The organism is Rhizobium sp. HT1-10, assembly GCF_049472505.1.
In the GTDB taxonomy this organism is placed as follows: Bacteria; Pseudomonadota; Alphaproteobacteria; order Rhizobiales; family Rhizobiaceae; genus Rhizobium.
In genome coordinates, this window is sequence record NZ_JBCEBQ010000020.1 from 1 (window position 1) to 23,531 (window position 23,531).

The following is a 23,531-nucleotide window of genomic DNA, read 5'->3' on the forward strand; positions in this document are numbered from 1 at the left end:
CTTTGAAACGGGAACGTCATTCTATCGTGGATGTCGCATATTCAGTTGGCTACAGCTCTGACACAGCTTTCAGTATCGCGTTCAAAAGAACGTTCGGCATCAACCCTTCCAGTTTCCGTTTGCAACACCTTGACCTTTAAAGAATACGTTTTGCAGCATTGGGGCCGCTTCCGACCTATAGGACCGAATACGGAACTCTCTCGCCAGGGTGTGACTGGCACATCGGTTACCAAAGACAAACAACTTGGCAATATCTTGCAGAAGCATCCGTCTGGCGAAGGCTATCCCGGTGGCGCAGTCATTCAATGCGCGGCCACACGCTTCGCATACCCTCTCCAAAGTCGGCAGTCTTCGTCTCCTTCACATCCTACCTACTACGATAGCCATGCGACTTTTTCCAACCTGCCTCGGTCTTGCAGCATCCGCAGTGCATGCATAAGTTCAGGGGCCATTTCCCTGATCTCATGAAGATGAATACCGCCGAGTTTTCTCAATGTCACTTCAGCTTTCTCCAAAAGCTCGACGGCGTGTCGCTTTCCACTTTTATCGTATGGAACAAGGTTGACATATCCTGCATCGATCAGGCCGGTAATAAGTTCCGAAGCCGATTGTAGCGATATCAATAGGCGGTCGGCAAGTATTCCGGCTGTCATTTGCTTTCCGTAGGGTAAGCCCTTTATAGCGAGAAGCGCCTGATGTTGAGGCGGGGTCAGACCGAGCTTTATTACTTCGCTCACACTAAAATCTGTAAATTTTCGCAATGCATAGCGCAGATCGGAAAGAGCTTCGTAATCTATCTGTGAGGGCACTGCATAGCGACTATTGGCAGACATCTGGAAACCTCCCTGTCAAACCAACGAAATTATATCGTACTACGATATAATTGCAAGACGAATGCCGTAGGCTTATTCTGAGGGCCCTATCACCTGGGTGCGGGTATGTGAGCGTCCCGAAAGCAGGAGGATCAGACATATCTGCGAAACGATCTTCCTCCGGTGCTACCGCAACGTCTACATTCGCCACCGAAAAGCCGGTCCACGCAAATCCGGAGGATGTGGAAGGCTTGGTCCCGGTGAATATCTACTCGGCAACCGACACCGCTACATGCAGGCCTTCAAGAGGCCCAATGAGATGTACTCGCCAGACGGAATGGTCACCGTCGAGGGCTAGCATTCGATGATGGGCGTTCTAGAGACGCTTGATCCGGAACTTGCCAACGCAGATGTTCCGCTCGCAAAGACGTTCCATCCGACGTTTGCCAAGGCCGCCGAAGCCTGAAATCGCTAGCCAAGCGCTCGATTTGGTACCAATATCCCTATCGGCAGTTTTAATCTGGCTGCTGGCACGCGCTCCGGGATAGGAGGGGAGGTAATGGAGAAGACAGAGCGCTGGCGCCAGATGGCAATCGCGCCAAAAGACGGCAGTCGGATCCTTGTCACGATCCATTCGGCCGAACAGGGAGCGGCAGAAGTTGATCTCGCTTATTGGTCGAGATCCGACCAATTCGGTTTAGAAGGCTGGCGAGCCGCCGATTCCTCGCCCGGTCGCGTTGTAGAGTACGCCGAGCCAGAATTAAAGTGTTGGATGCCGATGCCACCGGTTAATCTCAATAGCAATTTGATGCCCTCAGCTTGGGAAGGCGACGACGAGCAGCAACTTGATGGGGCGGGGATTTAAGACTTGCCCGCCATGTGGCCAACACGATTGGAAAAAGGTGCCCGGCTTCATTGGCATAACAGTTAAGCTGTTTGCGCTTATCTGCCGCCTTGCGTGGATTGCGTTGGTTTCAACGAATGTTCGAACGGATAACCCACGGTGATCCGCCGCCGGAAGTAAGAGGTTTAGCCCGTTTGAACACCTCGGTGAGTTCTCACTTAATGGGAGCCAGCCGCCAAATAACTTAACAAACATATAGCCCCCAACCCTGTCGTTAGATAATTTGGTTTCACATTGACGAACAGTAGAGACAACGCGAGCCCCAATACCGATGCGCATGCGCCACTGCCAAACCCGAGGCCATGAAAACTGAACGCGGCAGCACCCAAGGCAACACTCGTTGCAACACTCGTTTCAAGGGAATGATGCATTTCAGAAGCGCCCTCGGTGAATAACCAAATGACGCGACTGGCACTTAAACCGATGGCGGCGACCAGCAGAAGGAAGGCAATCATCTCGGATGCGGCCTGCAATCGGGCACCCGCCGAAAAGCGCCATTTTCCGTGACGATGACGTCCATTGGTATGTCATGAACGTGAGGCTTGATTGTCGGGAGTTTTTGGAACGAGTAGCCTACTCCGATTATAACGGGCGTAGGGGTGAAGGCTGCTATGGTGCGATCGAAGAACCCGCCGCCGTAACCCAATCGATAGCAGGCACTATCAAATCCGACCAGCGGCGCGATCACGATGTCCGGACGTATCGACTTACCTGCGACAGGCACTGGAATGTTCCAGAGCCCGCGGTGGAGTTTTTCTCCTATATTCCAGGGTCGGAACTCAAGTGGCTCTTTCATTGCGACAATCACGGGAAGAAGACGAACGCCGCCAGCCGCCGCAGTCGCCGGCATCCATCCGCGCAGGTCGGGCTCGCCAAGAAAGGGCCAATACGCCGCCACTGATTTGCCCGCAATATCTCCGAGAATCTCATCAAGCACGTTGGAGATTGCAAAAACAAAGCTTACTCTCTCAGCATTTGTGGCCGCAATTCTTAAAGCGAACAAGCGCTCGCGCTCTGTCGTTCGCCAGGTAGCAATCTCCTTCGAAAGCGAGTCTGTGACCTGAACTCCCATGTAGCTGGGATCGACTTGATGCATGGAGCATGCCGGAGATGTATACTCTGCTGGCTCCTCGGCCTGAAACTCATCTTCGGTCATTTTCCCCTCCCTCGGCAAGAAGCTTCATCTCACACACGCCGCGCCTAACCACAATCTCACTGATAACGCTTGAATACCGTTTTTGTTTGTAGAATAATAGTCTCTGATAATTCTCAAACAGAGATCATTTTGTGGACGTCTCTTCTCTTGAAATCTTTCTCGCCGTCGTCGCGGAAAACAGCGTCACACGCGCGGCCAAACTTATAGGTCGCGTGCCTTCCAATGTGACAATTCGTATTCAGCAACTGGAAGCCGATTTGGGCGTCGTGCTGTTTAGTCGCGAAGGCAAGAAGATGACGCTGACCAAGGAAGGTCGGACGTTCCTTTCATACGCCAATCGGCTGACCTTGCTTGCGCGGGAGGCAAGACTTGCCGTCAAGCCATCCGGCCCTGCCGGCAGCCTACGGGTAGGAACGATGGAGAGCACAGCCGCAAGCAGGCTCCCTGCGGTTCTCAGTCAATTCAATCAGCTTTGGCCCACGGTGGCTGTGCGACTGACAATGGGAGCTTCTCGCGATCTGACCCGAGCTGTCATCGCCGAGGAACTTGACTGTGCGTTGATAGCACGGCTTCCGAATCATTTGCTCGATTCAAAGAGTAGTCAGGATCCCGAGCTAGACGAGCTTGAGACCCTGAAAGCATACGTCGAAGAGCTTGTCGTTGTTCTTCCCGTGGGGCACCCATCTATTCGGAAAGCAACAGATCTAAGGGTTGAAACCCTGGCGGCCCTTGAGCCCGGGTGTACCTATCGGCGGATCGCGGAGGACTGGACTCGTTCTTCGGGCTCTGTCGCAACGCTTGAACTGAACTCCTACCATGCCATCCTGGCCAGCGTGACGACAGGGAAATCCGCCGGCGTGATGCCAAGGTCGGTCTACGATCTCATGTCCTGGCCAAGCGGAATTGCAACGCACCCTTTGGGCAAGGTGGATACGCTGTTGATCCACAAAAAATTGGAGTATTCGCCGGCGATCGAGGTGTTTCGTGACATCATCCTGAGCTCCGAATACGCGTCGTCAGACACTTTGATCGCAGTCCAGGCGACCTAGCCAGGGTCCACCGTGCCGGGTCAATTGTCGTCTTCCCAACTAGGCTTTAATAATGATAAAGTTTCAGAATCCCAAAAAGGGATTTCATTTTCGCTTGTTCTATCCGATCCTGGCCGGCGCGACCTTGCGTGAGCGACTGCTTGCATGTTTGGGGGCATTGTTCGGAATCGCACTAACGGGCTTGATTTGCGGCGCTATTTTTGGGGCCGGTGCTCACTTGCCGCTGATCGTTGCCCCGATGGGCGCCTCAGCTGTCCTGCTGTTTGCTGTTCCCACCAGTCCCCTGGCCCAGCCTTGGCCGATCATCGGAGGAAATACAATATCGGCGTTGATGGGGGTGATTGCCGGATACTTCATTCATGATCCGATCATAGCAATCGGTGTGGGCGTTTCTTTGGCAATTGGCGCTATGTCGTTCACGCGTTGCATACATCCACCCGGTGGTGCTGCCGCCCTAACTGCGGTGCTTGGCGGTCCGGCCGTGGCGAGTTGGGGGTTGCTGTTCCCATTCGTGCCTGTGGCCTTGAACTCCTGCATCCTCGTGGCTGTCGGGCTGCTGTTTCATAAGCTTTCCAAAAGACCCTATCCGCATGTCCCGTTACCCGCCGCGGTCAATACGCATCTGACTGCTGACACCCCGTCAGCCAGCCGATTGGGATTTCTGCCACAGGATATCGATGCTGCGCTTGCTGCGTTGGATGAAACATTCGACATCGACCGTGGCGACCTGGCGAACCTGCTTCAGCAGGTCGAGCTTCAGGCCACCATTCGACACTTTGGACCGATAACCTGCAAGGATGTTATGTCGAGAGATGTAGTCGTCGTCGGTCGGAATTCCCCGGCATTGGAAGCGCGAGGCCTTCTTCTCAAGCACAACATCAGGACACTGCCTGTTGTCGACGCAGATCGCCGTCTTCTTGGATCGGTTGGACTGCGTGAACTATCGGATAAGGCGGGCACGGTCGCCTCCGCGATGGGTCCGATAGGGACGGCTCTGGAAATGCAACCTGCCCTGTCTCTTATTCCGGCGCTCACGGACGGTCGGTCGCACGCTGTCATCGTCGTTGACAAGGATCACCATGTGATCGGTCTGATTTCTCAGACCGATCTCTTAAGCGTTATTGCAAGAGCTTTACCAAGCGTTGTCGTCCCGCAAGCAGGCAAAGCGCCCGACTAGTTGGTCTTTCTACTGCGCGTGGCATTTCACGCGATCGATGCAAGGCTTCGCTCCAGATCGGAAATCAAATCGACCTCCGCCTCCAATCCTATCGATAGTCGCAATAGACTGTCCGTTATGCCGGCGGCCATTCTCGCCTCCGGACCCATCCCGACATGCGTCATCGTCGCGGGATGAGCGACCAGGCTCTCCACACCTCCCAAAGATTCTGCGAGTGTGAACACCCTGATGGCGGCCACGAAACATCGCACCGCTTGTAGCCCTCCTTTGAGCTCGAAGCTCAACATTGCCCCGAAGCCTAGCTGTTGGCGCGTGGCGAGATCGTGACCCGGATGAGTGGAGAGGCCTGGATAGTGGACAGCGGCTACTTTCAGATGCTCTGACAGGAATGAAGCGACCAATTGTGCGGTCGCCTGTTGCCGTTCGATCCGCGGGTAAAGGGTTCGGATGCCCCGCAACGTCAAATAGGAATCGAACGGAGATCCGGTGACGCCGGTAATATTCGCCCAGGATCGCAACGACTGAAGATCATTTTTGTCTGCTGCTACGACTGCACCACCCACAACATCCGAGTGCCCGTTCAGGTACTTTGTCGTTGAATGAATAACGAAATCAGCGCCAAGCTCGATGGGGTGCTGCAGAGCTGGAGAGAGAAAAGTATTGTCGACCGCGACTTTTGATCCGGCCTGCCTGGCAAGTTCCGAGATGGCTCGAATATCGGCCACCCGCATCAGCGGATTGCTTGGAGTTTCGATAAGGACAAGCGCTGGCATTGGGTAAAATGCTTCGATGAGAGCCATAGTGTCGCCTTGGTCGACGAAGGTGACTTTAATCACTCCACGGTCACACAGTGATGACAACAGCCGATGTGTCCCTCCATAGCAATCGCGTGGTGCTACCACAATATCGCCTTGTTTCAGGAGACCCAGGACCAAGTTAATTGCTGCCATCCCGGAGGACGTGACAACGGCGCCGGCCCCACATTCAAGTTTCGCGACTGTGTCCGCGAGAAGATCGCGCGTGGGGTTGGCGGTTCGCGAATATTCGTAAGCTTGTTCCTGTTCGAATGTCTCGAATTTAAAATTACTAGTCAGGTAGATCGGCGGGGCGATCGCACCCACCCGGTATCCGCTGCAATGCCGTTGGCGGCTGCTACGGTCTGCGAATCGAGCAATTCCGTCATTAAGTTCCCCTTTAAGCGACAGCAAATGTCAAGGTCTTGAGAAGGCTTTGAGGCCCAGGCTCAGCCGATCTGAGGCTGCAGCCAAAACTAGATTTTAAGATTTTTCTCTTTGCCTTCTGTCCTAGGGCGATTATAATTCCTATTATAGAAATGACAATGCTCTATCGTTTCCTGAATAGAACCGTTTTGCTGCGCCTGACTGTCAAGAACCAAGACGTCGAAAAACCGTCGATTGATATGAAAATACCCAACGACGAAGAGAAAATGACATGACGTTTGTGGTGACCGACAACTGCATCAAATGCAAATACATGGACTGCGTTGAAGTCTGTCCGGTCGATTGCTTTTACGAGGGCGAGAACATGCTCGTCATACAGCCCGATGATTGCATCGATTGCGGCGTGTGCGAACCGGAGTGCCCAGCGGAGGCAATTCTTTCGGATACCATGCCGGGCCTGGATAAGTGGCTCCGGCTGAATTCGGAATATTCCGCGATTTGGCCGAATATTGCGATCAAACGGCGAGCTCCAGAAGACGCAAAGACGTTTGACGGGGTACCTGACAAGCTGGCGAACTATTTTTCGGGCAAACCTGGGTCGGGTGATTTGGGGAGCGCATAGCGTTCCTCCATTAACCTCGAGCTCAACCTTGTTGCGTGCCGACTTGGATCTGTTCGATAGGAGAAGTTATGAACGAGAGTGAACTCGAACGGCTTTATGCACGGCGGCTCCAGCTTCGACACCAACTCGAGTGGCGAGAAGCGAACTATCTCGCAGGAGAAACCGACGATGGGGGCGATGCCGAATTGCGCGAGCGGATCAGCGACCTGGCAAAAGAGATAGCTGTGCTCGAAAAACATGCCGGCCGCTCCTCCTAGCTACGAAGCTCGCCTTTTTGCTGACGGTAGGCTTCCATTCCGAAAAAGGCGGATCGATGATCCTCGGAGGACCGCGTGGCGCTCCGAAGGTGAAGAAGATCCTTGCGGGTTATCAGCCCAACGACGAACCTGGTGTCAGGATCGGTGATCGGGATTCGTCCGGTGTCACCCTTCAACATGAGATCTGCGATAAAGCCGACCGTGTCTTCAGGATGGCCGACCGGTATCGAACTATCTGAAACCTTGTCTCCAAGCGTCCCGCCCTCCCCGATCGTGTGCACATTCCAGCTGAGCGCGTCTGACCGTGATACGACCCCAATCAATCTTTGCTGAGCGTCTGTCACAGGATACGTGCGGTGGATGCTCTGCTCCGAACCGAAAAAGGCGTAGGCATCGGCGATCTGCATCGCACCCGGTAAGCAATCGACGGCCATCGTCATAATATCCCTTGCTCTTGTCAGCTCGAAAGGATCGATACCGTATTCCCGCGTTATGTGCTGCCCCCGGCGCGCGATCTTCTCAGTCAGGATCGAACGTTTCAACAATAAGACCGTCACGGAATAAGCGACGACTGTTGCTGCGAGAAGCGGTACGAGCGTATGAATATCGCCGGTAATTTCGACTGCAAAAAAAGTGCCGGTCAGCGGTGCGCGCATTGTTCCGCCCATCATTGCCGCCATGCCCAGCAGCGCCCAGAATCCTGGCTCGTTTCCAGGCATGTACAAGCCGACCAGCCAGCCTAAGGCACCACCAAAGATCAGCAGCGGCGCCAGAACGCCCCCTGATGTCCCTGATGACAAGGCCACTAGCCATATTGCCGATTTGACCAAGAGAATGGCGATTACGGCTTCAGCGGTGATATGGTCGTGAAGAAGGTCGGAAACAATATCGTAGCCTACTCCCAAAGCCCTCGGTTCGATGAAACCACCTATCCCAATGGCGATGCCGCCGATCGCGGGCCACCACATCCAATGGATCGACAATAGGTCGAAAGCGTCTTCGATTTTATAGAGGAGTGTGGTGAGAAGCCCGGACTGTAGACCCGAAACGATCCCCATGCCCGCGCATAGGAAAATGCCCCACCACGGCAATTGCAAATGGAAGCTTGTCGGGAACAGAGGACCTGTCCCAAACAGCAGCGGACGCCAGCAGATCGAAACGCATGCGGCAAAAGCAACTGGGATGAAACTGCGTGGCTTCCACTCAAAAAGCAGAAGTTCGACGGCAAGCATGACGGCCGCAATCGGCGTACCAAAAATTGCTGTCATTCCTGCTGCGGCGCCCGCCACCAGCAATGTCTTTCGCTCGGCTGAGGTCATATGAAAGAACTGGGCAAACAGCGAACCAATGGCACCTCCCGTCATAATGATGGGTCCTTCCGCACCAAAGGGACCGCCTGTTCCTATCGAAATCGCCGATGAGAGCGGCTTCAGGATGGCAACCTTTGGTGACATTCGGCTACCGCCTATCAGGATTGCCTCGATCGCTTCGGGGATGCCGTGCCCGCGTATTTTCTCCGAGCCAAATCGCGCCATCAGCCCAATGATCAGACCGCCGCCGATTGGTGCCACCAACATCCAAAAGGACCGAGGAACCTCGGTAAACGAATGCGGCGCAACACTGATCTGTCTGAACCATACGATATTAGTGCAAAGAGCGATAAGGTTGACCAGAAGCCAAGCTGCGAACGCTCCTCCTGTCCCGACAACGACTGCCATTGCGATTAGCAGAATGACGCGTCGATCGGTCGTAAAATCGCCCGCTTCTCGTCGCGCCAACCCTCCGGTAAAATTGCGAGAAGTCGAAGAATTGGGATTAGGCATCAATGTACTCTGTTTAGGACCGTGGCTTTGGCATGGACGAATTCTATTTTAATTTAGTTATATCGTGCCACGATATAAATCAACACCCTGCATCTTCCTATTTGGGTCGAACGGACAAGGTCAGTCGATCGGCCAATATCCATTTCTTTGAACCCGCGGTTGGTCGACAAAGGTTTTGATGTGGATCATGGATGACAGCACTGTCGATAAGAAAGATTGCTCTCGTGAAAAAGTCTAAAGGAACGATTTCTCAAGCTGAATATGCCGCTCTCGCGAAATTCCGGTACACGCTTCGCCGGTTCTTGGACTTCAGCTCATCCGCCGCTGTTCAAGAAGGGTTGCCAGCGCAGCAGCATCAGGCGTTATTGACCATAAAGGGGTTTGATGGTGAGGGACCGATCCATGTCGGCGCTCTTGCCGAACAGCTTATGATTGTTCCCCATGCCGCAGCGGAACTGGTCGGTCGGTTGGTGGCCGCCGGGTACGTCACGCGCCAGGTCGATCCGGCCGACAGGCGGCGTCATGGTCTCTACCTGACGGAAAAATCAGAAGATGTCCTGACACGGCTGACCGCTATTCATCTAAAAGAAATCAGGGAATTGGCGCCACGTTTGATACAGGCATTGAGCTCGTTGGGGAGCGCCAATGACGGAGAGCTGGAATAGCCGTACCGTCAGATGGCGTGACGGGTACATCGGTTCGAAAAATTCTCTCAGGTGACGGGAACACATTCGTTCAACGGGCATCCAATCTCGATTGGAGGACAAAATGACACTAGCCTCAAGATAAACAGATATCCGCCCCGTCCCGAATGACCGGATCTGGGACAGCCTTTTGATAGAGCGCATCACGGCAGGAGATCCGCGCGCCTTTCGCATGCTGATGACCCGGCACAATCAACGGCTCTTTCGCATCGCCGGAGGCGTGGTCCGCAACGACAGTGTCGCGGAAGATGTGGTCCAGGAGGCCTATGTTCGTGCGTTCCAGCATCTTGATAGCTTTCGTTCAGAGTCTTCGCTTTCCACCTGGCTGCATCGCATCGTTGTAAACGAAGCGCTGGGACGCGTCCGCAACGCGTCGCGAAGTCCAGAAGTTGCGCTGCCAATCCATAGCGCGACAGCTGAAGTCGTGCGCAACGACAGATACTGCGCCTCGTGGAAGACGCGATGGACGAATTGCCCGAGATTTTCCGTCTGGTCTTCATCGCCAGGGCGATCGAAGGCATGAGCGTGGACGAAACGGCGAAACTTCTCGACATTAAGCCCGAGACGGTCCGATCACGGCTTTATCGCGCTCGCGCCTTGCTGCGAAAGAACATCGACAATCGTATCGGTCCGGTTCTCCTCGATGCTTTTCCCTTTGCCGGATGGCGTTGCGCCCGGTTGACGACGGCGGTCTTGAAGCGACTGGGTATAGAGCCATAATTTTTCGGGAACGTTCGACGTCCGGCGGCATCCAACGAGCGTGACCAACAAACCGGCATGCATTGGCTTGCCGGAAAGAGGAGCTCAAAAATGTTCGTTCGATTGACCGCGGCGATTGCCGCAATCTGCCTTCTTAGTTCGGCTTCGTACGCGACCGGGGCCGCGCCAACGGATCCACAGATCGCTCATATCGCTTACACTGCCGGCGTGATCGACATTGCAGCTGCCAAGCAAGCCATCAAAATCTCGAAGAACAAGGAGGTTCTGGATTTTGCGAATGATATGTTGCGCGACCATGAAGCCGTCAACGATCAGGCGCTCGCGCTCGTGAAAAAACTGAAGGTGACACCCGAGGATAATGACACCAGCCGTCAGTTGACCAAAGCGGCATCCCACGAGCGCGAAAAGCTGGGAAAACTCAAGGGATCTGCCTTCGACAAGGCCTATGTCGAAAACGAAGTGGCCTATCATAAGCAGATCAACGGTGCGCTGGAGGATTTCCTGATCCCGTCGGCCCAGGACGCCGAACTCAAAGATCTCCTTGAGACCGGCCTCAAACTTTTTCAAGGGCATGAGCAGCATGCCGAAAACGTAGCCTCGATGCTGAAATAGGAAGCTGGCAATGCTTGCAAGCTTTCGCCGTGAGGCCATAGGCGGTCTGGTTTTGTTGTTGGCCACCCTCCCCGTCCATGCAGCTACGATAGAGGTTACGATTGAAAGACTGAGCTTTCAGCCGTCTTCGATCACCGCGACCGCGGGAGACACGATCCGGTGGGTGAATAAGGACGTCATGGCTCATACGGCGACAGCAGCCGACGGCTTCGACGTCTTGATCCCACCCCATCAGGCAATGACAACAGTCGTGAGCCAGGTAGGAGCCATTGACTATTACTGCCGCTTCCACCCGAACATGCGCGGCAGAATAGACGTTCAGCCTCAGTAGGCTTGATTCAGTTCCGGCGGACCGCATTTGATCCGCCGGATCACCATTTAGTTTTTGAATTTTAGAGAGGACGGCGCCAGACAGCGAAGTTATTCGGCTGCCGCGGGTGTGATGAGGGATGCTCCGCTATATGGCCGGCTCAATCCAAGGTGCTCCCTGAGTGTCGATCCTTGATACTCGCTTCGGAAAAGGCCCCGTCGGCGAAGTTCCGGCACCACCAGTTCTATAAAGTCTGTAAGACCCCACGGTAGCGCGGGGGACATGACGTTGAAGCCATCGGCGCCGTAATTTAGAAATCGCTCTTCCAACTCGTCGGCAATCTCTTCGGCAGTTCCAACGATCTGCCAGTGGCCCCGGGCACCCGCAACCCGCTCGTAGAGTTGGCGGAGGGTGAGGTTTTCCCTGGCGGCCAGTTCGAGGAACAACGCGCGCCTGCTCTTTCCGCCTTCGGTTTCCGGCAGGTCGGATATCAGCGAGTCGAGTGGCAGGTTCCGCACTTCGTCCACGCCCGCAAGATCAGCGAGCATACCCAGACCGACTGATGGCTCCAGCAAAGCCTGCAGCTGTTCGAATTTGTTACGCGCCTCTTGCCGCGTTTTGCCAACGACCGGGAAGACGCCGGGCAGGATCTTCAGATCGTCAGCAGATCGTCCGAATTTCGCCAGCCTACCCTTGAGATCCCGGTAGAAGGAGACGGAACCCTCCAGCGTCTGCTGGGCGGTGAACACCACTTCAGCCGTTCTTGCCGCGAGTTCCTTTCCAGGCTCGGAAGAACCGGCTTGAACCACCACCGGGTGACCCTGAGGAGCCCGAGGGATATTCAGCGGGCCCTGCACCTGAAAGAAAGCCCCGCGATAATCCAGTGCACGCACCTTCTGAGGATCGAAGTAGGCGCCCGTGTGTCGGTCGCGAAGAAATGCGTCATCATCTGTCGTGTCCCACAAGCCTGTGACTACGTCGATGAATTCCTCTGCTCGTTTGTAGCGTTCGGCATGAGCGACGGTGGCGTCGCGGCTGAAGTTGAAGGCAGCACCTGGGTCCGCCGATGTGACCAGGTTCCACCCGGCCCGGCCGTCCGAGAGATGGTCGAGCGATGCGAATTGCCGCGCGAGGTTGTAAGGGTCTGAAAAGGTTGTGGATGCGGTTGCAACCAGACCGATACGGCTCGTCACTGTCGCAAGGGCCGAAAGGAGCGTGATCGGTTCGAATGGGTAGAAGCCTGAATGGGCTTTCCGACTCGCGGCGGCCACATCGTTCAGTCGGGCATTCACGCCGTCGGCAAGAAAAACAGCATCGAACTTGGCGTCCTCGGCAAGACGTGCGTAATGCGCAAAGTCAGAAAAGCGGGTGCCGTCCGACGCGCCGGGATGACGCCATGCGGCAACATGATGACCCGTGTACATAAGAAAAGCCCCAAGCTTCAGTTGGCCATCTCGTTTCGTCATATCAGTCTCCGTTGGAAAGATTGGCGCTCTTGCCGTTCAATGCAGCCCGAATTCATTCAGAAGTTGCTCGCGAAACCTGACGAAACGGGCTTCGCTCCGGCTGCGTGGGCGCGGCAGGTCGATTTCAATTTCCTTAGTCCGCCGTCCCTTTTCCTTTGGAAGGATGAGCACGCGGTCCGCGAGGAAAATTGCCTCTTCGAGATCGTGGGTGACGAGCACCATCGTGATCCTCTCTTCACGCCAGATGCGGCTTAACTCCTCCTGCATGGTGATCTTGGTCATGGCGTCGAGCGCCCCAAATGGTTCGTCCAGAAGCAGGATTTCTGGCTTGACCGCTAACGCTCTGGCGATACCGACACGCTGAGCCATGCCGCCGGATAGATGCGCCGGCAGCGCGTCGCTAAAATCGCTCAGGCTCACGAGATCGACGTATCGCTGCGCGCGTGCCCGTGCGTCGGCCTTTTTCAAGCCGCGGTTCTCAAGTGGGAAAGCGACATTGTCGAGGACCGAAAGCCACGGAAGCAACCGCGGCTCCTGGAAGATGACGGCGCGATCGGCACCGACGCCGCGAATGGGGCGACCGTCGATCACCACCTCCCCCTGATCCGCCTCCTCCAGTCCTGCAAGCACCCGGAGCAGGGTCGTCTTCCCTGAACCCGATGCCCCGACGATCGCCAGACTTTCACCCGCTCGAATTTGATTGCTGAAGCCGTTGAGGACGCTCAGATGATTGCCGTTGATCGAATAGGATTTAGAAAGACCATTGATTGAAACTTCGCCTCGCGCGGTCAAATCGGTGACACTCATTCCCAAAACCTCAATTCCCAGCCACTGGAAAATTCGCCGGATCGTAGAGTATGTCTTCGGCTTTCAATTGCCCTTGCGTCAGCACGCCGCCCCGCACAAGGATATCGATCCAGAACTGCAGATCTCGGCTGACCGCATGGCCGCCTTCGCGGACGCCATAGCCTGTAAAATATTGCGCGATATCGGCATTTTCACCGCGCGAAGCGAGGACCTTGGCGATCACCGCCCTGGTCTCGTCGGGGTGCAAGCGAGCGTATTCGAGTGCGGCTTCCGATTTTTCAACGAAAATCTTCGCCGCCTGCGGATGCTCCTTGATCCAATCCCTTCTCAGCACCGCAAACCCGCCGGCGATCTCGCCGAGGACATCGGTATCGCCGAATACTTTTTGAAGCGGCCCGTTCTGCAACGCAGCACCTTCGAACGTCTTTTGCCAGTAGCCAAAAGCAGCGATATCCACCTGCTTGGATCGCAAAACCTGTTCGAGTTGCGGACCTGGCACGACAACGAGCTTTGCGGCATTTTCCGGCAAGCCGACGGAGTGGAGGGCCTCACGAACCGTATAATCGAGATGGGCTCCAAGCGTGTTGACGGCAATTGTTTTGCCCGCGATATCCTTGATCGATCGGATGGGGCTGCCATCCAGCGTATAGAAGATGCTCTCTGTCGTCTTGTTGATCCCGTTTGAAGCGTATGCCGCTACGAAATCGTTGCCGCCGGCAACTGAATTGAGAACCGCTGCCGTCGCGGCGCCACCCACCTCTGCATCCCCGGAGGCCAATGCAAACAAGGAAGCGGGGCCGCCTTGCGCATAGCCTATGTCCTTGAGCGTGACGCCGGTGTCTTTGAAATAGCCGAGTGCATCGGCAAGTTCGTGGGCGGAAAGTCCGCCCTGGCTGGCCAGATAGCGAATGGTGACCTGCTCCGGTTCTGCGGCGAAGACATAGTTCGCGGGTGCGCCAAGCAGCAGGCCGGCCGTGAACGCCATTGCGCTCATGGCGTTACGCCGTAAAAAATACATGGTAATTCCTTTCATTGATGAACGCTGATTTAGCTAATCCGTGGTGTCAGGGATATCAGTTCCTGACGCTGGACCAGCGGCACAGCCGGGCTTGCAGCATTTCGAGAATGAAGTTGGCCGACAGACCCAAGAGGGCGAGAAGCAGAATTGCCGCAAACATCAGTGGAATCTGAAAATTGTATTGGGCATTCATCACCTGGAAGCCGACGCCGGAATTGGCTCCGATCATCTCCGCTGCGATGAGCAGCAAAAGCGCAGTCGTGGCGCTCAGCCGAAGCCCGACGAAGATCTGCGGCAATGCGGCCGGCAGAACGACCCGGCGGAATATGGTCAGACGATTGGCACCGTAGACACGGGCCATTTCCAAGAGCTTCGGATCGACCTGCTTCACGCCGCCAATCGTGGCAAGCAGGATCGGAAACAGCGTCGCCCAGAAGATCACGAAGATCTTCGACGTTTCGCCAAGCCCAAGCAGCAGGATGAAAACCGGGTAAAGGGCAAGCGCCGACGTCTGCCGAAACAGTTGCAGAACAGGATCGAGGCTGCGCTCGATAATTCGGATCTGCCCCATGAAGAGACCGAGCGGGATGCCGAGGCCTGCCGCCGCAAAGAAAGCTATTCCGGCCCGTCGCAGGCTGATCACGATGTCGGCAGAAAAGGTGCCGACCGTGATGCCGTTCCAAAGTGCAACGATGATCTTGTCGAGCGATGGCAGCACCGCCGGATTTGTCCATTTCAGCGACGGGGCAATCTGCCAGAAGACGGCGAATGCGATCAGGAGCCCGTAGCGCGAAAGAAGATTGCGCATCTGCGGGAGCGCCTGCCAAGTGGCTGTCTTTCGCCCGATGGGGGAGATTTCAAACCGTTGCAGTGTGATCTGTTGGTTGCTATCGAGTGCCACTGTATGCTCCTTGATCTGGGGCCGCTATTCGGCTGCCTGAGCGTGGTCGGCGCCCCGGCTCATGTGTGGGAATGGAAGTCCGAGATTGGCGCGTAGCGTCCTTCCCTCATAGGCGATGCGGAAAAGGCCGCGCCGTTGCAGCTCGGGGATGACCAAATCGACAAAATCGGTCAGGCCGGTTGGAAGCCAGGGCGGCAGGATGTTGAAGCCGTCGGCGCCCTCCGTTTCGAACCACTCCTGCAGCGTATCGGCGATCTGAACAGCGGATCCTATAATGGTGAAATGACCGCGTGCGGAAGCGATCCACTGGTAGAGCTGGCGGATCGAAAAATTGTTCTCGTCAGCAATCTGGCGGATCAAGCTCTGGCGGCTCTTCATCCCTTCGGTCGGCGGAGCAGCGGGCAAGGGGCCGTCTATATCGACGCCGACGAGGTTCAATTTACCGCCGCTGAGCGCATTGATCAGAGCCAAGCCATCTTCCTCGATGATAAGGCCGGTCAGTCGCTCGTACTTTTCGCGGGCTTCTTCCTCCGTGCGACCGATAAATGGCGATACGCCTGGCATGACCAGAACATGGGAGGGATCACGCCCATATCGAGCTGCGCGCGCCTTGATGTCGCGGTAAAATTCCTGGGCAGTTTCCAGCTTCTGGTGGGCCGTGAAGATGACTTCGGCCGTCTGAGCGGCGAGATCCCGGCCGTCTTCCGATTGGCCGGCCTGGACAACGACGGGGTGACCTTGCGGCGAGCGGCTGACATTCAGCGGACCTTCGACCTTGAAGTGGTCGCCGCGATGGTTGATCGGACGGACCTTATCAACATCGAAGTAGACCCCGCTCGCCCGATCCCGCACGAACGCATCATCATCGAAACTCTGCCAGAGTTTCTTGACGACCGCGACGTGTTCTGCAGCGCGCTGATACCGTACCGCATGGGGAAGCTGCTGATCGCGATTGAAGTTTCGCGCGGCAGCCTCCGTTGCTGTCGTAACGACATTCCAGCCGGCTCGTCCGTCGGAGATAAGATCAAGTGAGGCAAACTTGCGCGCAACGGAATAAGGCTCCTCATAGGTGGTCGATGCAGTGGCTATGAAACCGAGGTTCTTTGTAAACGGTGCAAGAGCCGAAAACAGCGAAACCGGCTCGAAGCCGACGACCCTCGCATTTCCTCCTTCGATACCGCCGCCGAAAGCAACGGCAAGTCCATCGGCAAGGAAGTAGGCGTCAAACAGACCGCGCTCCGCCTCCTGGGCAAGCTCGATATGAAACCGGAGGTTCACCGCCCCGTCGAGCGGCTGGTCCGGATGTCGCCAGGCCGCAATGTGCTGGCCGCCACCTGGCAGGAATGCCCCGAGTTTGATCTGACGTGTCATAGATCCCCTCCGATTGTCATTGCAAAACGTGCCCGTATCGGCGAGATATATCGCCTCACGATATAACTAGCTTGAAACTCTATTAGAATGGTAGATTACAATTTGCTGGTTAACGGCCGAAAACGGGAATTTCTTTCCAAACTGCGGGGGGAGTCCGCAACGCCTGTGTCTGCAAGGATGACCGGTCTCCGGATCAAGGCACGAGATCTAGCTTCCGAACCGTGCGATCCCGAATGGGCCTTGCGCCCAGGCAATCACCCAGAAAAAACTTGATCCGGTGGTTCTTTTGCGCATTGAGTGGGGTAGCTGATCATTGGCGAGTGAACCTTTGCAAGATTTCAATTTGAAAAAGCGGCCACGCGCTGGATGCTCCCGGACTATCTCTTCAGCGACGCGTCTCAAGCATTTGCGGTTCAACGCCCTATGACTCCAAGCAGCTTGAACGTCCTTGTTATCGACGAAAATGGCATCCGGGCCTCTATCATCGAGATCGGCCTGCGGGAGGCCGGCTACAATAGCGTGACAATCATCGCGGACATGAATGGTCTTGCCAGGCGCATCATGGAAATCAATCCAGATGTCATTGTTATTAATCTCGAAAACCCGAATCGTGACATGCTCGAAAGTATCTTTCAGATCTCTCGTGCCGTGAAACGGCCCATTGCGATGTTCGTCGACAAGTCTGACGAAGCCTCGATCGAAGCCGCTGTCGATGCTGGCGTCTCCGCTTATATTGTCGATGGCCTGAAACAGGAGCGGGTAAGACCTATCCTCAAAATGGCGATCAGCCGTTTCAACGCGTTTGCCCGCCTCAGTCGTGAGCTTGAAGAGACGCGCAGCGAGCTTGAGAACCGCAAGCTGATCGACCGGGCAAAGGGCCTGCTCATGCGATCGAGAGGCCTTTCAGAGGAAGAGGCCTATGCCCTGCTGCGGCGCACTGCAATGAACCAGAACAGGAAGATCGTCGAGATCGCGCAAAGCCTCGTCACCGCGGCAAGCCTTCTCGATCCGGGAGCCGATGCATGACCGCCAGACACGAAATCACCGCCGGCTTTCTTCCGCTGCTGGATAGTGCACTTCTTGTCGCGGCAAAGGAAAAAGGCTTTGCCGACGCGGAGTCGATCGATCTCACGCTCGTTCGGGAGCGATCCTGGGCAGCGATCCGGGACCGATTGGCCGTGAGCAAAATTGATGTGGCGCATATCCTGGCACCCATGCCGATTGCCTGCAATCTTGGCCTGACAGCACCAGCATCGCCGATGGTCGTCCCGATGGCACTCGGGCTCGGCGGCAATGCCGTGACGGTTTCGGCCGCACTGTGGGGGGAAATGGCCGAGCATGGTGCCGTCGGAGATCTGGACGCTCGCTCCAGCGGTCTCGCCTTGCGCCAGGTCACCGCCAAACGCCGGGGTGACAGTGACCGGATCCGCCTGGGTGTCGTTCACTCCTATTCAGGCCACAACTACGAACTGCGATACTGGCTTGCGGCCAGCGGCATTGATCCGGAAAATGACATCGAGACCGTGATCCTGCCACCACCTGATATGGCAGATGCACTTGGTGCCGGCCTCATCGATGGCTATTGCGCCGGCGAGCCGTGGAATACACTCGGGGTGTTGCGAAGTGCGGCGCATCTGGCGACTGTGAAGGCCGCAATCTGGAAATCGAGCCCGGAGAAGGTGCTTGGCGTCAACAGCCACTGGGCCAACCACCACCCTGAGGTTTTGGCGGCCCTTCTCAGAGCCCTTTATCGCGCCTCCCTCTGGTGCTCCGACCCTGCAAATCACGAGGAGCTCGCGCGGCTTTTGGCCGGGCCCGCCTACGTCGACAGGCCATCGGAAACGATGCTGCCCGCGCTCAGGGGCCTCCTGCCGGTTGGCGGTGGTGGCGTTCAGGCAGTCTCAGACTTTTTCGTCCCCAATGCCAAGGCCGCGACGTTTCCGTGGAGGAGCCACGCTCTCTGGTTCTACACGCAGATGGTTCGGTGGGGTCACGTCGCTCACCATCCGGACCACCAGAAAATCGCAGCCAACACCTATCGGCCGGACCTTTACCGGGATGCGCTCAAGCCCCTGGGCATTCCGCTTCCTTCCGCGAACTCCAAGGTCGAGGGCGCGCTACGCTCGGAAACCCCTGTGGGTTCGACGGGCTCGTTGACGCTTGGGCCTGACGGGTTCTTCGATGGCAGCCTTTTCGACCCCGATCAGGTGGACGCCTATATCGCCAGCCAGGCCCCGAACTAGGATGTGCTTATTTTGTGCGCTGTGCACAAATTTTGGAACCGTGCTGCACACGCGCGAGCGGCCGCATCTGCGTATTTTCTGATGCCGGAACAAAAATCCATGGATTACAGCCAGATAACAGATCTGGCACGCTCCTTGCTTTATTAGAGATAGGCCGAAAGGCCGCGAGTTTGACGTCCAACGACGGGCGTCCCCAGCAAAGCCGCTGTTCAGAATGCATCTTGCCGTCATTTTTGACGTGAGTGCGTGTTCTGGCCAGCGGCTTTTTTGTTTTCAACCCGAGAGATGGATTGGCACGACCTTGTCGAGCCTCGGAGAAGCTATGTCTGTTTTCAAGAAAACGCTGACCCTGTCCGATGGCGAACCAGCCAGGGCACTGTGGATATCCACTGTTGCTTTCACGATCTGTTTTGCCGTCTGGACGATCTTTGCAATCATAGGCATTCGCATCAAGCAGCAGCTGGGGCTCAGCGAGACCCAGTTCGGATTGCTGATCGGTACACCCGTGCTGACAGGTTCGCTGGCGCGCATCCTGCTCGGCGTATGGACCGAGCGCTACGGCGGCCGTCTCGTCTACACTCTGACAATGCTGGCAGCGGCGGCTGCAACTTTCCTGCTCTCCTATGCGACGACATATGCGCAGATGCTGATCGCCGGTTTGGGCGTCGGGCTGGCCGGCGGCACCTTTGCTGTTGGCATTGCCTATGTTTCTCCGTTTTTTCCGGCGCAAAAGCAGGGGACCGTTCTCGGTATCTTCGGTGCCGGCAATGTCGGCGCGGCTGTCACCAAGTTTGCGGCGCCCTTCGTGCTGATCGCCTGGGGATGGCAGGCGGTGGCCGAGGTCTGGGCCCTGGTATTGGCGGCGATGACCGTCATTTTCTGGCTCACCACCACGGACGACCCGGCCTTTCGCCTTCGTCGCGAAGGTCAGGCAGCTTCGAAGAGCCTTTTCGGAGAATTCGCGCCACTGAAGAATCTCCAGGTCTGGCGCTTTTCGCTCTACTATTTCTTTGCCTTCGGCGGCTTCGTCGCGCTGTCCCTCTGGCTGCCGCGCTACCTCGTTGGCGTATACGGCTTCAATCTCGAAACAGCCGGCATGGTGGCTGCCGCCTATTCGATCCCCGGCAGCCTCTTCCGCGCGCTCGGTGGTATCGCGTCCGACAAGAAAGGTGCCCGCAGCGTCATGTACGCCACCCTGTGCGTGTCCGCTGTCGCAACGCTCATCCTGTCTTTCGCGATTGCCCCTGCCCCATTTATCATCGTCCTCTTTGTCCTCGGCTTCTTCATGAGCCTCGGCAAGGCGGCAGTCTACAAGCATATACCGGCCTACTATCCGCAAAACATCGGGGCGGTCGGCGGGGTGGTCGGAATGATGGGCGGGTTGGGCGGCTTCGTGATGCCGATCGCGTTCGGCTTTCTCAAGGACATCACCGGGCTTTGGTCGAGCTGCTTTCTCCTGCTCTTCGCCGTCGTTCTTATTTCGCTCGTGTGGATGCACCTTTCCGTCAAGCGACTTGAACGAAACCGCCTTCCTTCCCAGGCCATAGCGGCATCCTAATATCAAACGGGACATCGACACCAATGACCAAAAAACTTGTCATCATCGGCAATGGCATGGCCCCGGGGCGCATGTTGGAACATCTCTTCGACACCGCGCCCGGCCAATACCAGGTCACCATTTTCAACGCGGAACCGCGCGTCAACTATGACCGCATCATGCTCTCTCCCGTCCTCTCCGGCGAAAAGACCTATGAGCAGATCGTCATTCATGGCGATGGATGGTACATCGAGCACGGGATTACCCTGTACAAGGGTCACAGGATCGTTGCGATCGACCGGCACGCCAAGACCGTAACATCGGATCACGGTGTCTCGGAAACCTACGACAAGCTGGTCATTGCCACCGGTTCGGTACCCTTCATCATCCCGGTACCGGGCAAGGATCTGCCCGGCGTCATCAGCTATCGCGATCTCGACGACGTACAGGCCATGCTTCTTGCAGCGCAATCGCGAGAAAAAGCGGTCGTCATCGGCGGCGGCCTGCTCGGGCTCGAAGCGGCGGCGGGCCTTGCCCGGCGCGGCATGGATGTCACCGTCCTGCACGTGATGCCCACGTTGATGGAACGTCAGCTCGATCCGGCAGCCGGCTACCTTCTCCAGAAGGCTGTCGAGGAACGCGGCATCAAGGTGACTTGCAAGGCCAATACGAAGGCGATTATTGGAACGGACAGGGTCGAGGGTGTCGAACTCGACAACGGCACCATCATTCCCGCAACACTGGTGGTCATGGCGGTAGGAATTCGGCCGAGCGCCGGACTTGCCAAGGACGCCGGCCTCGCCGTCAATCGCGGCATCGTGGTCGATGCCGGCATGCAGACTTCGGACGGCGATATCCTGGCGCTCGGCGAATGCGCCGAAGTGGGCGGCATAGTCTATGGTCTCGTCGCACCGCTCTATGAAATGGCCCGGATAGCAGCGGCCCATTTGGCAGGCGACCGAAAGCCAGCCTTTGTCCACTCCGATACGCCGACCAAGCTCAAGGTAACCGGCATCGACCTCTATTCGCTCGGCGATTTCGCCGATGGCGAGGACCGGGAGGAGATCGTGCTGCGTGACGCCGCTGCCGGCGTCTACAAGCGCCTTGTCCTGAAGGACAACCGCATCATAGGCACGGTTCTCTATGGCGAATCATCGGATGGCGCCTGGTTCAACGATCTGAAGAAGAAGGCAACCGACATTTCCGCCATGCGGGACACGCTGATTTTCGGCCAGGCATATCAGGGAGGATCCTTGCTCGACCCCAGGGCGGCCATAGCAGCCTTGCCGGATGATGCGGAAATCTGCGGCTGCAACGGTGTCTGCAAGGGCAAGATCACCTCGACAATTACAGGCAAAGGGCTGACCTCGCTGGACGAAGTGCGTGCCCATACGAAGGCTTCTGCATCCTGCGGCTCCTGCACGGGCCTCGTCGAGCAACTGATGGCACTGACGCTCGGCGATAGCTACAATCCTGTCTCGGTCACCCCGATGTGCGCCTGTACCGAACTCGGTCACGACGATGTCCGTCGCCTGATCAAGGCCAAGGGATTGAAGTCAATTCCAGCAGTGATGCAGGAACTGGAATGGAAGACCTCCTGCGGCTGCGCCAAATGTCGCCCGGCATTGAACTACTATCTCGTGTGCGATTGGCCGGACGAATATGCCGACGACTACCAGTCACGCTTCATCAACGAGCGTGTCCATGCCAACATCCAGAAGGACGGCACCTATTCCGTCGTTCCGCGCATGTGGGGCGGCGTGACCAGTTCCAGCGAATTGCGGGCCATTGCCGATGTTGTCGACAAGTTCGAAATCCCGATGGTGAAGGTCACCGGCGGCCAACGCATCGATCTCCTCGGCATTGAGAAGGAAGATCTTCCGGCGGTCTGGGCCGATCTCGGCAAGGCCGGCTTCATCTCCGGCCAGGCCTACGCCAAAGGCCTTCGCACCGTGAAAACCTGTGTCGGCTCAGACTGGTGCCGCTTCGGTACGCAGGACTCGACCGGGCTTGGTATTCGCATCGAGAAATTCATGTGGGGCTCTTGGACGCCTGCCAAGCTCAAGCTTGCCGTGTCCGGTTGTCCGCGAAACTGCGCGGAGGCCACCTGCAAGGACATCGGCGTCATCTGCGTCGATTCCGGCTTCGAGATACACTTCGCCGGCGCCGCCGGTCTCGACATCAAGGGGACAGAGGTGCTCGGTCTGGTGAAAAGCGAGGATGAGGCGCTGCAGCATATCGTGGCCCTGACGCAGATGTATCGCGAACAGGCCCGCTACCTTGAGCGCATCTACAAATGGGCAAAGCGCATTGGTCTGGCGGAGATCCGCCGGCAGATCATCGGCGATGCCGACAAGCGGCAAGCCTATTACGAGCGCTTCGTCTTCAGCCAGACATTTGCGCAAGTGGATCCCTGGTCGGAGCGCGTCTCGGGCAAGGACAAGCATGAATTCAAACCAATGGCGACGATCGGCTATACGGAGGCTGCGGAGTGACGACGATGGGTTTGAACTGGATCGCGATCGGCAAAATATCCGACATCCCACTGCGCGGCGCACGTTGCGTCAAAACCCCCCAGGGCAAGATTGCCGTATTCCGTACCGCGGAAAACGAATTCTTCGCGATGGAGGATCATTGCCCGCACAAGGGCGGCCCGCTTAGCCAAGGCATCGTCCACGCCAGGGCGGTCACATGTCCGCTGCACAATTGGGTGATCTCGCTGGAGACGGGCAAGGCGCTCGGTGCCGACGAGGGCGCCGTGAAAACGGTCCGTCTTGAACTGCGCGACGACGAAATCTTCATCGCGCTGACCGTGGAGCGGATGATCGCGGCCGAGTAAAACCGGCAATCCTGTCGGCTCT

The 23,531-nt window shown here is 56.6% G+C and carries 24 protein-coding genes and 1 pseudogene; 15 read left to right on the forward strand and 10 right to left on the reverse strand.

Features of this window, described 5'->3' with window-relative positions:
* Window positions 1-2: 2 nt before the first annotated feature.
* Entirely contained in the window at window positions 3-140 is a 138-nt protein-coding gene (locus VH564_RS25090; RefSeq protein WP_423342589.1) for a helix-turn-helix domain-containing protein, read from the forward strand.
* A 234-nt stretch (window positions 141-374) separates the two neighbouring features.
* Here VH564_RS25090 and VH564_RS25095 read toward each other — a convergent pair whose 3' ends face one another.
* Window positions 375-833 (reverse strand): MarR family transcriptional regulator, encoded by a 459-nt coding sequence (locus tag VH564_RS25095; RefSeq protein WP_423342565.1) that lies wholly within the window; start codon window positions 831-833, stop codon window positions 375-377.
* Between the two features lie 538 nt (window positions 834-1,371).
* Between VH564_RS25095 and VH564_RS25100 the strand changes: the two genes are divergently transcribed.
* Window positions 1,372-1,677, forward strand: coding sequence for a hypothetical protein (locus tag VH564_RS25100; protein ID WP_423342566.1), 306 nt, complete (start codon window positions 1,372-1,374; stop codon window positions 1,675-1,677).
* Between the two features lie 197 nt (window positions 1,678-1,874).
* Here VH564_RS25100 and VH564_RS25105 read toward each other — a convergent pair whose 3' ends face one another.
* Complete coding sequence (locus VH564_RS25105; protein WP_423342567.1) at window positions 1,875-2,171, reverse strand: hypothetical protein; 297 nt, start codon at window positions 2,169-2,171, stop codon at window positions 1,875-1,877.
* Window positions 2,168-2,872 carry a 5-formyltetrahydrofolate cyclo-ligase gene (locus VH564_RS25110; RefSeq protein WP_423342568.1) on the reverse strand — a complete coding sequence of 235 codons (705 nt, stop codon included), beginning with the start codon at window positions 2,870-2,872 and terminating at the stop codon, window positions 2,168-2,170. The genes VH564_RS25105 and VH564_RS25110 overlap by 4 nt, the downstream gene beginning before the upstream one ends.
* A 131-nt stretch (window positions 2,873-3,003) precedes the next feature.
* Between VH564_RS25110 and VH564_RS25115 the strand changes: the two genes are divergently transcribed.
* Both VH564_RS25115 and VH564_RS25120 read left to right on the forward strand, forming a co-directional pair.
* Entirely contained in the window at window positions 3,004-3,921 is a 918-nt protein-coding gene (locus VH564_RS25115) for a LysR family transcriptional regulator (protein WP_423342569.1), read from the forward strand.
* 52 nt (window positions 3,922-3,973) lie between these two features.
* Window positions 3,974-5,098, forward strand: coding sequence for an HPP family protein (locus VH564_RS25120; protein ID WP_423342570.1), 1,125 nt, complete (start codon window positions 3,974-3,976; stop codon window positions 5,096-5,098).
* Between the two features lie 26 nt (window positions 5,099-5,124).
* Here the strand turns inward: VH564_RS25120 and metB are convergent, their stop codons facing one another.
* A complete protein-coding gene (gene metB, locus VH564_RS25125; protein ID WP_423342571.1) occupies window positions 5,125-6,219 on the reverse strand; it encodes a cystathionine gamma-synthase in 1,095 nt (364 codons plus the stop codon).
* A gap of 331 nt (window positions 6,220-6,550) precedes the next feature.
* Here metB and fdxA point away from each other — a divergent pair, with 331 nt between their 5' ends.
* Together fdxA and VH564_RS25135 are read left to right on the forward strand one after the other, a co-directional pair.
* Window positions 6,551-6,901 (forward strand): ferredoxin FdxA, encoded by a 351-nt coding sequence (gene fdxA / locus VH564_RS25130; protein ID WP_423342572.1) that lies wholly within the window; start codon window positions 6,551-6,553, stop codon window positions 6,899-6,901.
* Window positions 6,902-6,969: 68 nt separating this feature from the next.
* Complete coding sequence (locus VH564_RS25135) at window positions 6,970-7,158, forward strand: hypothetical protein (RefSeq protein WP_423342573.1); 189 nt, start codon at window positions 6,970-6,972, stop codon at window positions 7,156-7,158.
* Here the strand turns inward: VH564_RS25135 and VH564_RS25140 are convergent.
* On the reverse strand, window positions 7,155-8,981 hold the full coding sequence (locus tag VH564_RS25140) for a chloride channel protein (RefSeq protein WP_423342574.1): 1,827 nt from the start codon (window positions 8,979-8,981) through the stop codon (window positions 7,155-7,157). The two genes, VH564_RS25135 and VH564_RS25140, sit on opposite strands and share 4 nt — an antisense overlap.
* A 191-nt stretch (window positions 8,982-9,172) precedes the next feature.
* Here VH564_RS25140 and VH564_RS25145 point away from each other — a divergent pair, with 191 nt between their 5' ends.
* The 4 genes and pseudogenes from VH564_RS25145 (at window position 9,173) to VH564_RS25160 (ending at window position 11,348) form a co-directional block, all read left to right on the forward strand.
* The gene (locus VH564_RS25145; RefSeq protein ID WP_423342575.1) at window positions 9,173-9,646 is read left to right on the forward strand and encodes a MarR family winged helix-turn-helix transcriptional regulator; all 474 of its coding nucleotides are present in this window, start codon (window positions 9,173-9,175) and stop codon (window positions 9,644-9,646) included.
* A 211-nt stretch (window positions 9,647-9,857) separates the two neighbouring features.
* A pseudogene (locus VH564_RS25150) lies at window positions 9,858-10,405 on the forward strand (RNA polymerase sigma factor).
* A gap of 90 nt (window positions 10,406-10,495) precedes the next feature.
* Window positions 10,496-11,017 carry a DUF4142 domain-containing protein gene (locus VH564_RS25155; RefSeq protein WP_423342576.1) on the forward strand — a complete coding sequence of 174 codons (522 nt, stop codon included), beginning with the start codon at window positions 10,496-10,498 and terminating at the stop codon, window positions 11,015-11,017.
* Window positions 11,018-11,027: 10 nt separating this feature from the next.
* Complete coding sequence (locus VH564_RS25160) at window positions 11,028-11,348, forward strand: cupredoxin domain-containing protein (RefSeq protein ID WP_423342577.1); 321 nt, start codon at window positions 11,028-11,030, stop codon at window positions 11,346-11,348.
* A gap of 89 nt (window positions 11,349-11,437) precedes the next feature.
* Here VH564_RS25160 and VH564_RS25165 read toward each other — a convergent pair whose 3' ends face one another.
* The 5 genes from VH564_RS25165 to VH564_RS25185 form a co-directional block, all read right to left on the reverse strand.
* Complete coding sequence (locus VH564_RS25165) at window positions 11,438-12,793, reverse strand: LLM class flavin-dependent oxidoreductase (RefSeq protein ID WP_423342578.1); 1,356 nt, start codon at window positions 12,791-12,793, stop codon at window positions 11,438-11,440.
* 36 nt (window positions 12,794-12,829) lie between these two features.
* Window positions 12,830-13,600, reverse strand: a complete 771-nt coding sequence (locus VH564_RS25170; protein ID WP_423342579.1) for an ABC transporter ATP-binding protein — start codon at window positions 13,598-13,600, stop codon at window positions 12,830-12,832.
* A gap of 10 nt (window positions 13,601-13,610) precedes the next feature.
* Window positions 13,611-14,618, reverse strand: a complete 1,008-nt coding sequence (locus VH564_RS25175; protein WP_423342580.1) for an ABC transporter substrate-binding protein — start codon at window positions 14,616-14,618, stop codon at window positions 13,611-13,613.
* Window positions 14,619-14,673: 55 nt separating this feature from the next.
* A complete protein-coding gene (locus VH564_RS25180; RefSeq protein WP_423342590.1) occupies window positions 14,674-15,474 on the reverse strand; it encodes an ABC transporter permease in 801 nt (266 codons plus the stop codon).
* Between the two features lie 69 nt (window positions 15,475-15,543).
* Window positions 15,544-16,890, reverse strand: coding sequence for an LLM class flavin-dependent oxidoreductase (locus VH564_RS25185; protein ID WP_423342581.1), 1,347 nt, complete (start codon window positions 16,888-16,890; stop codon window positions 15,544-15,546).
* A gap of 423 nt (window positions 16,891-17,313) precedes the next feature.
* Here VH564_RS25185 and VH564_RS25190 point away from each other — a divergent pair, with 423 nt between their 5' ends.
* From VH564_RS25190 to nirD, 5 genes are all read left to right on the forward strand, one after another.
* Window positions 17,314-17,916, forward strand: coding sequence for an ANTAR domain-containing response regulator (locus VH564_RS25190; RefSeq protein ID WP_423342591.1), 603 nt, complete (start codon window positions 17,314-17,316; stop codon window positions 17,914-17,916).
* Complete coding sequence (locus VH564_RS25195) at window positions 17,913-19,133, forward strand: CmpA/NrtA family ABC transporter substrate-binding protein (RefSeq protein WP_423342582.1); 1,221 nt, start codon at window positions 17,913-17,915, stop codon at window positions 19,131-19,133. Before VH564_RS25190 ends, VH564_RS25195 begins: the two co-directional genes overlap by 4 nt.
* Before the next feature lie 322 nt (window positions 19,134-19,455).
* Window positions 19,456-20,691 (forward strand): MFS transporter, encoded by a 1,236-nt coding sequence (locus VH564_RS25200; RefSeq protein ID WP_423342583.1) that lies wholly within the window; start codon window positions 19,456-19,458, stop codon window positions 20,689-20,691.
* Between the two features lie 23 nt (window positions 20,692-20,714).
* Window positions 20,715-23,165, forward strand: coding sequence for a nitrite reductase large subunit NirB (nirB, locus tag VH564_RS25205; RefSeq protein WP_423342584.1), 2,451 nt, complete (start codon window positions 20,715-20,717; stop codon window positions 23,163-23,165).
* Window positions 23,166-23,176: 11 nt separating this feature from the next.
* Window positions 23,177-23,509: a nitrite reductase small subunit NirD gene (gene nirD / locus VH564_RS25210; RefSeq protein ID WP_423342592.1), complete on the forward strand. Its 333-nt coding sequence runs from the start codon at window positions 23,177-23,179 to the stop codon at window positions 23,507-23,509.
* The last annotated feature ends 22 nt before the right edge of the window (window positions 23,510-23,531 follow it).

Bases quoted from the DNA above. Each gene is read 5' to 3' on its own strand.
- VH564_RS25145 (WP_423342575.1), top strand. From the start codon at position 9,173: ATGACAGCACTGTCGATAAGAAAGATTGCTCTCGTGAAAAAGTCTAAA.
- VH564_RS25110 (WP_423342568.1), bottom strand. From the start codon at position 2,872: ATGACCGAAGATGAGTTTCAGGCCGAGGAGCCAGCAGAGTATACATCT.
- VH564_RS25195 (WP_423342582.1), top strand. From the start codon at position 17,913: ATGACCGCCAGACACGAAATCACCGCCGGCTTTCTTCCGCTGCTGGAT.
- VH564_RS25160 (WP_423342577.1), top strand. From the start codon at position 11,028: ATGCTTGCAAGCTTTCGCCGTGAGGCCATAGGCGGTCTGGTTTTGTTG.
- fdxA (WP_423342572.1), top strand. From the start codon at position 6,551: ATGACGTTTGTGGTGACCGACAACTGCATCAAATGCAAATACATGGAC.
- VH564_RS25135 (WP_423342573.1), top strand. From the start codon at position 6,970: ATGAACGAGAGTGAACTCGAACGGCTTTATGCACGGCGGCTCCAGCTT.
- VH564_RS25175 (WP_423342580.1), bottom strand. From the start codon at position 14,618: ATGTATTTTTTACGGCGTAACGCCATGAGCGCAATGGCGTTCACGGCC.
- VH564_RS25185 (WP_423342581.1), bottom strand. From the start codon at position 16,890: ATGACACGTCAGATCAAACTCGGGGCATTCCTGCCAGGTGGCGGCCAG.
- VH564_RS25105 (WP_423342567.1), bottom strand. From the start codon at position 2,171: ATGATTGCCTTCCTTCTGCTGGTCGCCGCCATCGGTTTAAGTGCCAGT.
- VH564_RS25140 (WP_423342574.1), bottom strand. From the start codon at position 8,981: ATGCCTAATCCCAATTCTTCGACTTCTCGCAATTTTACCGGAGGGTTG.
- VH564_RS25200 (WP_423342583.1), top strand. From the start codon at position 19,456: ATGTCTGTTTTCAAGAAAACGCTGACCCTGTCCGATGGCGAACCAGCC.
- VH564_RS25095 (WP_423342565.1), bottom strand. From the start codon at position 833: ATGTCTGCCAATAGTCGCTATGCAGTGCCCTCACAGATAGATTACGAA.
- VH564_RS25155 (WP_423342576.1), top strand. From the start codon at position 10,496: ATGTTCGTTCGATTGACCGCGGCGATTGCCGCAATCTGCCTTCTTAGT.
- VH564_RS25165 (WP_423342578.1), bottom strand. From the start codon at position 12,793: ATGACGAAACGAGATGGCCAACTGAAGCTTGGGGCTTTTCTTATGTAC.
- VH564_RS25100 (WP_423342566.1), top strand. From the start codon at position 1,372: ATGGAGAAGACAGAGCGCTGGCGCCAGATGGCAATCGCGCCAAAAGAC.
- VH564_RS25170 (WP_423342579.1), bottom strand. From the start codon at position 13,600: ATGAGTGTCACCGATTTGACCGCGCGAGGCGAAGTTTCAATCAATGGT.
- nirB (WP_423342584.1), top strand. From the start codon at position 20,715: ATGACCAAAAAACTTGTCATCATCGGCAATGGCATGGCCCCGGGGCGC.
- VH564_RS25120 (WP_423342570.1), top strand. From the start codon at position 3,974: ATGATAAAGTTTCAGAATCCCAAAAAGGGATTTCATTTTCGCTTGTTC.
- VH564_RS25190 (WP_423342591.1), top strand. From the start codon at position 17,314: ATGACTCCAAGCAGCTTGAACGTCCTTGTTATCGACGAAAATGGCATC.